The sequence below is a fragment of the Streptomyces sp. Q2 genome, assembly GCF_056820935.1.
The window spans coordinates 41,281-53,027 of the sequence record NZ_JBXEJE010000060.1 but is presented as its reverse complement, the minus strand read 5'-3'; the positions used below and the strand labels follow the sequence as shown (position 1 = coordinate 53,027).

Below are 11,747 nucleotides of genomic sequence, written 5' to 3'. Positions count from 1 at the left end.
GCCGCCGACGCCGCTGACGCGGACGCGGACGCGGACGCAGCGGTGGACGCCGGCGCGGGGGCCCGCGTGCGCCCGGGCACGGCCGTGGATGCCGGGGCGGGGACGGCTGCGGCTGTGGTCCGGGGTGCGTTGGGCGCGGTGTTCCCCGGCCCGCCGGGGGTGGCCACCGGCAGTGGTGTCGGGGTGGGTGCGGTTCTGGCCGTGGATGCCGGGGCGGGGACGGCTGCGGCTGTGGTCCGGGGGGCAGCGGGCGCCGTTTTCCCCTCGGCGCCCGCCGCACCCCACGGCACCGCCTCCCCTACGGCGGTCGGGGCCGCGCGCAGCACCGCGACCCGTACGTCCGCCAGTGCCACCCCCGCCGCCGTCTCCCGCACGGCCCGCGAGACGCGGGCCGCGCACCGGCCGCAGCTCTCCAGGTGTTTCTCCAGGGACCAGGCGTCCGGTTCCGGCAGGGTGCCGTCGCCGTAGCGGGTGACCAGGTCGTCGGACGCGTGCCAGCCGGTCATGCCGGGCCTCCCATCGGTGACGGGTTCAACTGGGCGAGGGCCGCGCGCAGTTCGGCGCGGGCGCGCATCGCACGGGACTTCACGGTGCCCTCGGGGATGCCGAGCAGCCGGGCCGTCTCGCGGGTGGTCAGCCCGTCGACGACCGTGGCGCGCAGCACCTCGCGCAGCTCGGGGGAGATCCGGTCGAGGGCGGTGCCGACGTCGCCGTACTCCAGGGCTGCCAGCACCCGGTCCTCCGCGGACGGCGCGGACGCGTACCCGGCGTGGGTCTCGTCGGCCGGCGAGTCCATCGGCGCCGTCCGCAGCCGCGCGGCCCGCTCGTGCGCCCGCCGCGCGTCGACCAGGCGCCGCGCGGCGATGGTCCACAGCCAGCCGCCGGCCTCCTCGCCGCGATGCCCGGCCGCCGACCGCCACACCGTGACGAACGTGTCCTGGAGCACCTCGCGCACGACCTCCGCGTCGGCGCAGCGCCGGGTCAGCCGGGCGTGCAGCCAGCCCGCGTGCCGGTCGTACAGCTCGGCCATCGCCGCCGACTCCCCGGCCGCGACCGCGCGCAGGAGCGCCGCGTCCCCCTCGTCAGCCTCGTTGGAGGTCTCCTCGTCCTTCTCCCGGTGGCCCCCCATGGGGCGGAACAGTCTCACACCCCGTCTATCGACCGGCTCCGGGCACCTGGTTCACGCGCGCCCCGAAAGACCTCCGGACGCCGTTGCCGTCGTGCGGCCTTTGCCCCAATCTGGAGATACCGCGCCGGAACAGAATGTGAGGAGAGGCACGTTGTACCTCTCGGTACGTCTGCCGCCGCGACCGCTGGGTAGGGCTGTGCGGTAACCGATCGTCGCCCTCGACAAGGAGGACCCCCGTGGTCGCATCGGCACACCTTCTGCTCCCGGCCCCTTCCAAACCCGAGGCGGAGCCGTCCGCCCCTTCCGAATTCCACTTCTGCGTGTTCAGCGCGGAGGGAGCCTGCGCCGACACCCCCCTCACCAGTGAACCGCCGTTGCCGGACGCCGAACCCCTGACCAGCGAGCCGCCCCTCGCCGACGCCGCCCCCCTGACCAGCGAGTCCGACGCTCACGCCGAGCACTAGAGCCCGTCTTCCGGATCCGCCCGGCGTCGCGGGCCCCGGCACGCGCGTATGCCGCGTTGTCGTCGGTCGCCGATTCCCCCACTCCCGACTTCGCCCGAGCGGGGGGACCCTGTCGCGTCGACTCCCTCCTCCGCCGTGCGGCCGCACGCACCAGGCCCGCTCGGCTCGGCCGAGGAGGCGCCGTGCCCGAAGCCGACCTGATCCGAAAGGCAGGCCCCAGATGACAGCACCCCGGTCGGACGAGCCGCCCACCGAGGACCTGTCCCGGCTCGCCGCGCTGCACGGCGTCGCGACCTCCTACAGCCCGTCCCCGGGCCGTACGGTCGCGGCCTCGGCCACCGCCGTCACCCGGGCCCTGGCCGCCCTCGGCGTCGACGCGGGCAGCCCCGCGGCCGTCGNGGACCTGTCCCGGCTCGCCGCGCTGCACGGCGTCGCGACCTCCTACAGCCCGTCCCCGGGCCGTACGGTCGCGGCCTCGGCCACCGCCGTCACCCGGGCCCTGGCCGCCCTCGGCGTCGACGCGGGCAGCCCCGCGGCCGTCGAGGGCGCGCTCGCCGCCCGGGACCGGGAACTGCGCGAGCGGCTGCTGCCGCCGACCGTGGCGTGCTGGAGCGGCGGCACGCCCGCCGCCCTCGACGCCCTCCCGGCCGGCACCCGCCTGCGCATCGAGACCGAGCAGGGCGAGACCCGCGCCGGCGCCGAACAACTCCCGCCCGGCGTCCACCGGTTGACCGCCACCGCCCCGGACGGCCGCACCGCCCACGCCCACCTGATCGTCGCCCCGCCCCGGCTGCCCGCGCCGCCCGGCCACTCGTACGGCCTCCTCGTCCAGCTCTACTCCCTGCTCTCACGGCGTTCCTGGGGCATGGGCGACCTCGGCGACCTCGCCGAACTGACCGCCTGGGCCGGCCGCGCGCTCGGCGCCGGATTCGTCCAGGTCAACCCGCTGCACGCGGCCGTACCCGGCGCCCCCACCGACCCGTCCCCCTACCGCCCCTCCTCCCGCCGCTTCCCCGACCCGGTCCATCTGCGGGTCGAGGACATCCCCGAGTACGCCCAGGTCACGGACCACGAGCGGGTGCGGACCCTGCTGGAGCGGGCGGAGCGGCTGCGGGTGTCGGTGCTGGAGAAGGGCGCCCTGATCGACCGGGACGCCGTGTGGGAGCTCAAGCGGGAGGCACTGGAACTGGTGCGGGACGTGCCGCTCGGGCCGGGCCGGCGCGCCGCCTACGTCGACTACCTCGCCGAACAGGGCGAGGCCCTGGAGGACCACGCCACCTGGTGCGCCCTCGCCGAGGTGCACGGCTCCGACTGGCACCGGTGGCCGGCCGCCCTGCGCGACCCCCGCTCGGCCGAAACGGCCCACGCCCGCGGGGAGTTGATGGACCGGGTGGACTTCCACACCCGCCTCGCCTGGCTCACCGACACCCAGCTCCGCGCCGCCCAGCGCGCGGCCCGCGAGGCGGGCATGCAGGTGGGAGTGGTCCACGACCTCGCCGTCGGGGTGCACCCCGGGGGCGCCGACGCGTGGGCGCAGCAGGATCACTTCGCGGCCGGCATGTCGGTGGGCGCGCCCCCGGACGCCTTCAACGCGCGCGGCCAGGACTGGGGCCTGCCGCCCTGGAGGCCGGACCGCCTGGCCGAGTCGGGCTACGCGCCCTTCCGATCCCTGCTGAGGGCCCTGTTCCGCTATGCCGGCGCCCTGCGCATCGACCACGTCATGGGCCTGTTCCGGCTGTGGTGGGTCCCGCAGGGCGAGCCGCCCACCGAGGGCACGTACGTCCGCTACGACGCCGAGGCCATGCTCGCCGTACTGGTCCTGGAAGCCTCGCGCGCAGGGTCGGTGGTGATCGGCGAGGACCTGGGCACGGTGGAACCCGGGGTGCGCGAGACGCTGCGCGAGCGGGGCGTGCTCGGCACGTCGGTGCTGTGGTTCGAGCGAGACTGGGACGGCGACGGCCGCCCCCTGCCCCCCGACCAGTGGCGTGCCGACTGTCTGGCCACCGCCACCACCCACGACCTGCCGCCCACCGCGGCCCGCCTCACCGGCGAACACGTCGAACTCCGCGACGGGCTCGGCCTGTTGACCCGCCCCCTGGACGAGGAACGGGCGGAGGCGTCCGCGGACACGGCGGAATGGCTCGCCCTGCTCGCGCGGCTGGGCTTCCTGCAAGGGTCGGGCGGCGGCATCGACACGTCCTCGGAGGAGGCCCAGATCCAGGCCGTCCACCGCTACCTCCTCCACACCCCGGCCCGCATGGTCGGCATCTGGCTCCCCGACACCATCGGCGACCGCCGCCCGCAGAACCTGCCGGGCACGTGGGACCAGTACCCGAACTGGCGGCTGCCGATCGCCGACACGGACGGGCGTCCGGTGACCCTGGAGGAACTGGCGGCTTCACCAAGGCTGCACGCCCTGGTGGACGTCCTGCGCCAGCCCGGGGCCGGCTGAAGCGGTCGGTCCGCGGGCGGTTGTACCGCCGGGGCAGGCGGTCAGCCCCTGGGGCGGCCGCGCCGCTGGGGCATGCGCTCAGCCCGCTGACGGCCGCGCCGCCGGGGCAGTCCGTCAGCCCCCGCGGGCAGTCGGGGTCAGGGCAGTCCGTCAGCCCGCGCCCAGTGGTGGTCAGGAGAAGCCCGTCAGCCCGCGGGCAGTCGTGCCGCTGGGGCGGCACGGGTGGGCGCGGGCGGCACCCGGAGGCGCCGGACGCGCGACCGTTCCGGGGCACTGCGGCGGGCGGCACCCGGAGGCGCCGGACCGCTCGACCCCTCCCGGGCACTCCGGCGGGCGGCACGCGACAGCGCGGGGCCGCGAGTCGCGGCTTCCCCGGCGGACGGCGCGTGACATCGCCGGGACGCGCACCGCACCCCCCGCCCCGGCCGAGGTACCTCATACGCACCCCCCGCCCCGGCCGAGGCCACCTCATACGCACCCCCGGACGCGCGCCCCTTTCGGCCGTTCGCTACTTTGGCTCCGTGAAGAAGAACGCCCTGCGCGCCGGCGCCCTGGCTGCCGGTACGACGCTGATGATGCTGCTCATGTCGTCCCCCGCGCTCGCGCTGACCCGCGACGACGGTGACGACCCCGGCACCGGCCTGAGCGTCATCGAGACGCTGGGCCTCTTCGTGGTGGCCCCGATCGCCCTGTTCGCGGTCATCGCCGGCCTGGTGTTGGTCCTCGACAAGTCCCACGAGTCCCACCGGGTGACGACCCGCAACATCAAGACCAAGGCCAAGGCCGGCTCCAAGGCCTGACCTGCTCGCACCGCGTGCTCCCTCAGGGCGCCGCCCCGCCGTACGTACGCGCATCCGCCGTACGTGGGCGAGGCCGGCGCCCTCGGTGCGTTTCCGCCCCGGACGTCAGGGGCTGGGTGCCGTCAGATACCGCTGCACCGTGGGCGCCAGCCAGGCCACGATCTCCTGGGGGTGCAACGCCACGACGGGCGGGAGCCTGAGCACATACCGGGTGAGCGCCAGCCCGAGCAGTTGGGTCGCCGCCAGCGCGGCCCGTGCCGGGACCTGCTCGGGGTCCGGGCACATCTGACGGGTGACCGGCATTACCTGGTCCCGGAATATGCCCTGCATGCGCTCGGCCCCGGCCTCGTTGGTCACGCCGACCCTGAGCAGGGCGGTGAGGACCTCGTTGTCCTCCCACATGTGGAGGAAGTGCGTCACGAGCGCCCGGCCGGCGTCCTGCCGGGCCAGTCCGCCGAGGTCCGGCAGTTTCAGGTCGACCGCGACCGCCGCCGCGAACAGGCCTTCCTTGTTGCCGTAGTAGCGCATCACCATCGACGGGTCGATGCCGGCGTCCTTGGCGATGGCGCGGATGGTGGCCCGCTCGTACCCGTCGGCCGCGAACCGCTCGCGGGCGGCGGTGAGGATCGCGTTGCGGGTCGCGTCGGAGCGCCTCGGCTGCGAGGAGGGGGTGCTGTCCGTCATGCCAACAAGTGTAGGCCAACAGATGTTGACTTCGGTGCCAACAAGCGTTGACCCCGGCCCGACGGCGCGCTACCTTCGTCAACAAGCGTTGGCAAACAGTCGTTGGCCAACAAATGTTGGCATCAGGAGGCCTCCATGGACGGCACCCGCACCCGCACCCCCCGCTCCGTGATCGTCGTCGGCTCCGGCCCCACCGGCCTTCTCCTGGCCGGAGACCTCGCCACCGCCGGCGTCCCCGTCACCCTCGTGGAGAAGCGCCCGGGCAAGGTCGGCAACCTCTCCCGCGCCTTCGTCCTGCACGCCCGCAGCCTCGAACAGCTCGACGCCCGCGGGCTCGCCGACGCACTGGAAGCCGCCGGCCGCCCCCTCGACAGCCTCCGCCTCTTCTCCCGGCTCACCATCGGCCTCGACACCCTCCCCTCCCGGTTCAACCACGTCCTGGTCCTCCCGCAGTACGAGGTGGAGCAGGTACTGAAGCGGCGGGCCGTCGAGGCCGGGGCGCAGTTCCGGTACGAGACCGAGGTGACCGGGCTGGCCCAGGACGCGGACGGCGTGACCGTCGAGGTCCGCACCGCCGCCGGGGCGACGGAGGAACTGCGCGCCACGTACGTCGTCGGCGCCGACGGCATGCGCAGCGTCGTACGGGACGCGATCGGGCTGCCCTTCCCCGGCCGCTCCGTGATCCGGTCCGTCGTCCTCGCGGACGTGAGGCTGGCCGAGGAGCCCGACACCCTGCTCACCGTCAACGCCGCCGGCGACGCCTTCGCCTTCCTCGCGCCCTTCGGCGACGGCTACTACCGCGTGATCGGCTGGAATCGTGCCCACGACGTCCCCGACAGCGAGCCCCTCGACCTCGAAGAGGTCAAGGAGGTCACCCGCCTCGCCCTCGGCCGGGACTTCGGGATGTACGACGCCCGCTGGATGTCCCGCTTCCACAGCGACGAACGCCAGGCCCCCGCCTACCGCGTCGGCCGGGTCTTCCTCGCCGGGGACGCCGCGCACGTGCACACCCCGGCCGGCGGCCAGGGCATGAACACCGGGCTCCAGGACGCGGTCAACCTGAGCTGGAAGCTCGCCCAGGTGATCGGCGGCCACGCGGCCCCGGAGCTCCTCGACACCTACCAGGCCGAACGCCACCCGGTCGGCAGGTCGGTGCTCCGCAGCAGCGGCGGCATCGTCCGCCTCGCCATGGCCAAGCACCCCTGGGAACGGGCGCTGCGGGCGGTCCTGGCCATCTTCCTCAACACCGTCGCCCCGGCCCGCCGCAAGGCGACCGGCAACATCACCGGCATCGGCTACCGGTACCGGGCCCCCCGAGGTGCCCACCGCCTCACCGGCACCCGCGTCCCGGACGTCGCCCTCGCCGACGGCGGCCGCCTCTACGAGGCCCTGCGCGGCGGACGGTTCGTGCTGATCACGCCGGACGGGTACGGCGAGGGCGGCGCCCGCAAGGACCGGCTGGTCGTGGCATGTTGGGCGAGCGACCGCCGTACGAGCGTCCTGGTGCGGCCCGACGGATACGTGGCGTGGGCGGCCGACAGCGCCGACCCGGCGACGATCGAGTCGGTCCTCGCCACCTCGGTGGGCTGAACCCCGCCGCTCCCGTTGCTCCGCTGAACCCGTTCCGTCCGCCGGCCCGGCCCGGCTCTAGGACGCCTCGGTGCCCGCCAGCAACTCCCGCAACAGGCCGGCCAGTTGGTCGGCCTGTTCGCCGTTCAGGGCGGATTTCAGGGCCTCCGTCTGGACGGCGAGGCCCGCGCCCACCGCCTCGTCGACGAGCTTCAGCCCCTTCTCCGTCAGGGTCACCTGCAGGCCCCGGCGGTCGTGCGGGTCGGGGGAGCGGCGCAGCAGGCCCGCCCGCTCCAGCTTGTCCAGGCGGCCGGTCATGCCGCCGGTGGTGAGCATCAGGGTCGCGGAGAGCTGGCGGGGGGAGAGGGCGTACGGCTCTCCGGACCGGCGCAGGGTCGCCAGGACGTCGAACTCGCCGCGGCCGATGCCGAGGGAGGCGTACGCCTTCTCCATGCGGTCGCCCATCGCGCGCGAGAGCCGGTAGATCCGGCCGAAGACCTCCATGGCGGCGGTGTCGAGGTCGGGCCGGACCGTGGCCCACTGCTCGATGATCGCGTCGACCGGGTCCTTGCGCTGTGCACTCATGCGGTGAGTATCCGCCCGGTTCCGGTCACCCGCAAGAAAGTAGCTTGACTGTCAGTCGCTTAGCGCTAAGCTACTTTCCATCAAGCTACCTCCTGAAGGGTGCCGGTCATGAAGCGGTCCGCGACCGTCCTGCTCACCGCCCTGGCCCCCGTCTCCTGGGGCACCACCTACGCCGTCACCACCGAGTTCCTGCCGGCCGACCGCCCCCTGTTCACCGGCCTCATGCGCGCTCTGCCCGCCGGCCTCGTCCTGCTGGCCCTCGCCCGGGTGCTGCCGCGCGGTGCCTGGTGGGGGAAGGCGACGGTGCTCGGCGCGCTGAACATCGGGGCGTTCTTCCCGCTGCTGTTCCTGTCGGCGTACCGGATGCCGGGCGGTATGGCGGCGGTCGTCGGATCGGTCGGACCGCTGTTCGTGGTGGGGCTCTCGGCGCTGCTGCTCGGGCAGCGGCCCACGGCCCGCAGTGTGATCACCGGGTTCGTCGCCGCGTCCGGGGTCAGCCTGGTCGTCCTGAAGGCCGCCGGGGCGCTCGACACCGTGGGTGTGCTCGCGGCCCTCGCCTCCACCGCCTCCATGTCCGCGGGCACCGTCCTGACCAAGCGGTGGGGCCGCCCGGACGGCGTGGGTCCGCTCGCGCTCACCGCCTGGCAGCTGACCGCGGGCGGCCTGCTCGTCGCCCCGCTCGCCCTCCTCGTCGAGGGTGCGCCGCCCGCGCTGGACGGGCGGGCGCTCGGCGGCTACCTCTACCTGGCGCTGGCGAACACGGCGGTCGCGTACTGGCTCTGGTTCCGCGGCATCGGCAGGCTCACCGCCACCCAGGTCACTTTCCTCGGCCCGCTGTCGCCGCTGACCGCCGCGGTGGTCGGCTGGGCGGCCCTCGGGCAGACGCTCACGCCGCTGCAACTGGCGGGCATGGCGCTGGCGTTCGGGGCGACGGTCGCGGGCCAGCTGCAACCGGCCCGTCAGTCCGTGGGCTGCGGCTCGCCGGGGGTGGGATGCGCAGCTCGGCGTTACGGGGCGCCTCCTGCGCCCACGCATGCTGCCGCAGCGGCACGATTGCCCGCAGCTTGACGGGGGCCGGGCGGGGGGTGGGATGCGCAGCCCGGCGTTACGGGGCGCCGCCTGCGCCCACCCTCTCCCACTCTCGGCTTCGCTCGAGCGGGGGGACCCCCATCGCCCCAGCGGCACGATTGCCCGCAGGTTGACGCGGTCGTGCGCGAGCGGGGGCGCCCGGTGATGTACCGGGCGCCCCCTGTCGTCGTACGTACGGCGGCCGCTACTCGGTGGCTGCCGCGTCCGCCGCCTGGGCCTTCAGGGCGCGCTCCACGCCCGCGCGGGACTCCGAGACGAGTCGGCGCAGGGACGCGTTGGGCTCCGCCGAGGTCAGCCACTCGTCCGTCTTGCGCAGGGTCTCCTCGGAGACCTGGATCGTCGGGTAGAGGCCGACCGCGATCTGCTGGGCCATCTCGTGCGAACGGGACTCCCAGATGTCCTTGAGCACCTCGAAGTACCGGTCCGTGTAGGGGGCGAGGAGTTCGCGCTGCCCCGTCTGGACGAAGCCGCCGATGACGGCCTCCTGCACGGCGTTGGGGAGCTTGTCGGACTCGATGACCGACGCCCACGCCTCCGCCTTGGCCTCCGGCGTCGGGCGGGCGGCCCGGGCGGTGGCCGCGTGGCGCTCGCCGGCCGCCGTCTTGTCGCGCTCGTACTCGCCCGCGATCTCCGCCTCGTCGAAGCGGCCCACCGCGGCCAGCCGCTGCACCAGCGCCCAGCGCAGCTCCGTGTCGACGGCCAGGCCCTCGATGGTCTGCGTGCCCTCCAGCAGGGCGTCGAGGAGGTCCAGCTGCTCCGGCGTCCGGGCGGTCGCGGCGAACGCGCGCGCCCAGGCCAGCTGGTGGTCGCTGCCGGGCGCCGCCGCGCGCAGGTGCGCGAGCGTGGCGTCCGTCCAGCGGGTCAGCAGGGCCTCGCGGGCGGTCGGGTCGGCGTACAGCTCGATCGCCAGCTTCACCTGGCGCTGCAGCGACTGCACCAGGCCGATGTCGGACTCCTTGCCGATGCCCGACAGGACCAGGGAGAGGTAGTCGCGGGTCGGGAGCTCGGCGTCCCGGGTCATGTCCCATGCCGACGCCCAGCACAGGGCGCGGGGGAGGGACGACTCGAAGTCGCCGAGGTGCTCGGTGACGACGGCGAGGGACTGCTCGTCGAGGCGGACCTTCGCGTACGACAGGTCGTCGTCGTTGAGGAGGATCACCGCGGGGCGGCGCTTGCCCACCAGCTGCGGCACGGCGGTCAGTTCGCCGTCGACGTCCAGCTCGATGCGCTCGTCGCGCACCAGCTTGCCGCTGTCGTCGTCGAGGTCGTACAGGCCGACCGCGATGCGGTGCGGGCGCAGGGTCGGCTCGCCCTTCGCGCCGGCGGGCAGCGCGGGGGCCTCCTGGCGGATCGCGAAGGAGGTGACGACACCGTTCGCGTCCGTCTCGATCTCGGGGCGCAGGATGTTGATGCCGGCGGTCTGGAGCCACTTCTCCGACCAGGTCCCCAGGTCACGGCCGGAGGTCTCCTCCAGCGCGCCGAGCAGGTCGGACAGGCGCGTGTTGCCGAACGCGTGCCGCTTGAAGTACGCCTGCACACCCGCGAAGAACTCGTCCATGCCGACGTACGCGACGAGCTGCTTCAGCACGGAAGCACCCTTGGCGTAGGTGATCCCGTCGAAGTTGACGAGCACGTCGTCCAGGTCGCGGATCTCGGCCATGATCGGGTGCGTGGAGGGCAGCTGGTCCTGCCGGTACGCCCAGGTCTTCATGGAGTTGGCGAAGGTGGTCCAGGAGTGCGGCCACCGGCTGTCCGGCGCGTGCGCCTGGCAGGCGATGGAGGTGTAGGTGGCGAACGACTCGTTCAGCCACAGGTCGTTCCACCACTCCATGGTGACCAGGTCGCCGAACCACATGTGGGCCAGCTCGTGCAGGATCGTCTCGGCCCGCGTCTCGTACGCCGCGTCCGTCACCTTCGACCGGAACACGTACTGGTCGCGGATGGTCACCGCGCCCGCGTTCTCCATCGCGCCCGCGTTGAACTCCGGCACGAACAGCTGGTCGTACTTCTTGAAGGGGTACTGGTAGTCGAACTTCTCCTGGAACCAGTCGAAGCCCTGCCGGGTCACCTCGAAGATGGCGTCCGAGTCGAGGTGCTCGGCCAGCGAGGGGCGGCAGTAGATGCCGAGCGGGACCGACTGGCCGTCCTTCTCGTACACGCTGTGGACCGAGTGGTACGGGCCCACGATCAGCGCGGTGATGTACGACGAGATGCGCGGCGTCGGCTCGAAGATCCAGACGCTGTCCTTCGGCTCCGGGGTGGGCGAGTTGGAGATGACCGTCCAACCCTCCGGCGCCTTCACGGTGAACTGGAAGGTGGCCTTGAGGTCCGGCTGCTCGAAGGACGCGAACACCCTGCGCGCGTCCGGCACCTCGAACTGGGTGTAGAGGTAGGCCTGGTTGTCGACGGGGTCGACGAACCGGTGCAGGCCCTCACCGGTGTTGGTGTACGCGCAGTCCGCGACGACCCGGAGGATGTTGCGGCCCTCCAGCAGTCCCGGCAGCGAGATCCGCGAGTCCGCGAAGAGGTCCGCGGGGTCGAGCTGGTCGCCGTTGAGGGTGATCTCGTGGACGGCCGGGGCGACCAGGTCGATGAAGGACTCCGCACGGCCCTCCGTGACGTCGAAGCGCACCGTGGTAACGGACCTGTAGGTACCGCCCTCCTGCGCGCCGGAGAGGTCGAGATCGATCTCGTACGAGTCAACGGTGAGCAGCTTCGCCCGCTGCTGCGCCTCTTCGCGAGTCAGGTTTGTGCCAGGCACGCGGTCATCTCCTCGATATGTGTGGGTTGCGCCATCCTTCCACGGGCCTGCACGGAACGCGATGTCCGATTCCCGCCGGTGGGCGGGGCGGACGGGCGTGAGCTTGGGGACATGACGACGTACACCGCACGACCCGTCTCTCCGGTGGTCCTGAAGGAGCTGCGCTCTGCTGACGACCGGGGACGCGAGATGGTTCCCATGACCGACGACGAGG

10 protein-coding genes are annotated in these 11,747 nt (G+C 73.5%); 5 read left to right on the top strand and 5 right to left on the bottom strand.

The genetic code is table 11. The features are described 5' to 3' along the window. The coding region (locus ACWBNA_RS42860) for a zf-HC2 domain-containing protein (RefSeq protein ID WP_482710022.1) at window positions 1-506 on the bottom strand (506 nt) is incomplete at its 3' end. After that, on the bottom strand, window positions 503-1,129 hold the full coding sequence (locus tag ACWBNA_RS42855) for an RNA polymerase sigma factor (RefSeq protein ID WP_482710020.1): 627 nt from the start codon (window positions 1,127-1,129) through the stop codon (window positions 503-505). The genes ACWBNA_RS42860 and ACWBNA_RS42855, both read right to left, overlap by 4 nt. A 236-nt stretch (window positions 1,130-1,365) precedes the next feature. Between ACWBNA_RS42855 and ACWBNA_RS42850 the strand changes: the two genes are divergently transcribed. From ACWBNA_RS42850 to ACWBNA_RS42840, 3 genes are all read left to right on the top strand, one after another. Continuing rightward, window positions 1,366-1,593 carry a hypothetical protein gene (locus ACWBNA_RS42850; protein WP_482710019.1) on the top strand — a complete coding sequence of 76 codons (228 nt, stop codon included), beginning with the start codon at window positions 1,366-1,368 and terminating at the stop codon, window positions 1,591-1,593. Window positions 1,594-1,996: 403 nt separating this feature from the next. After that, complete coding sequence (gene malQ, locus ACWBNA_RS42845) at window positions 1,997-4,045, top strand: 4-alpha-glucanotransferase (protein WP_482710026.1); 2,049 nt, start codon at window positions 1,997-1,999, stop codon at window positions 4,043-4,045. Between the two features lie 572 nt (window positions 4,046-4,617). Beyond that, window positions 4,618-4,845 carry a hypothetical protein gene (locus tag ACWBNA_RS42840; RefSeq protein WP_482710025.1) on the top strand — a complete coding sequence of 76 codons (228 nt, stop codon included), beginning with the start codon at window positions 4,618-4,620 and terminating at the stop codon, window positions 4,843-4,845. Between the two features lie 105 nt (window positions 4,846-4,950). Here the strand turns inward: ACWBNA_RS42840 and ACWBNA_RS42835 are convergent, their stop codons facing one another. Beyond that, complete coding sequence (locus ACWBNA_RS42835; RefSeq protein ID WP_482710017.1) at window positions 4,951-5,529, bottom strand: TetR/AcrR family transcriptional regulator; 579 nt, start codon at window positions 5,527-5,529, stop codon at window positions 4,951-4,953. 135 nt (window positions 5,530-5,664) lie between these two features. On the opposite strand from ACWBNA_RS42835, the gene ACWBNA_RS42830 reads away from it, so the two are divergent. Then, window positions 5,665-7,119, top strand: a complete 1,455-nt coding sequence (locus ACWBNA_RS42830; protein ID WP_482710015.1) for an FAD-dependent monooxygenase — start codon at window positions 5,665-5,667, stop codon at window positions 7,117-7,119. 57 nt (window positions 7,120-7,176) lie between these two features. Here ACWBNA_RS42830 and ACWBNA_RS42825 read toward each other — a convergent pair whose 3' ends face one another. Next, window positions 7,177-7,683, bottom strand: a complete 507-nt coding sequence (locus ACWBNA_RS42825) for a MarR family winged helix-turn-helix transcriptional regulator (protein ID WP_482710013.1) — start codon at window positions 7,681-7,683, stop codon at window positions 7,177-7,179. Window positions 7,684-7,791: 108 nt separating this feature from the next. On the opposite strand from ACWBNA_RS42825, the gene ACWBNA_RS42820 reads away from it, so the two are divergent. Then, a complete protein-coding gene (locus ACWBNA_RS42820) occupies window positions 7,792-8,751 on the top strand; it encodes an EamA family transporter (protein WP_482710012.1) in 960 nt (319 codons plus the stop codon). 205 nt (window positions 8,752-8,956) lie between these two features. Here the strand turns inward: ACWBNA_RS42820 and pepN are convergent, their stop codons facing one another. Continuing rightward, a complete protein-coding gene (pepN, locus tag ACWBNA_RS42815; RefSeq protein WP_482710011.1) occupies window positions 8,957-11,533 on the bottom strand; it encodes an aminopeptidase N in 2,577 nt (858 codons plus the stop codon). Window positions 11,534-11,747 lie beyond the last annotated feature (214 nt).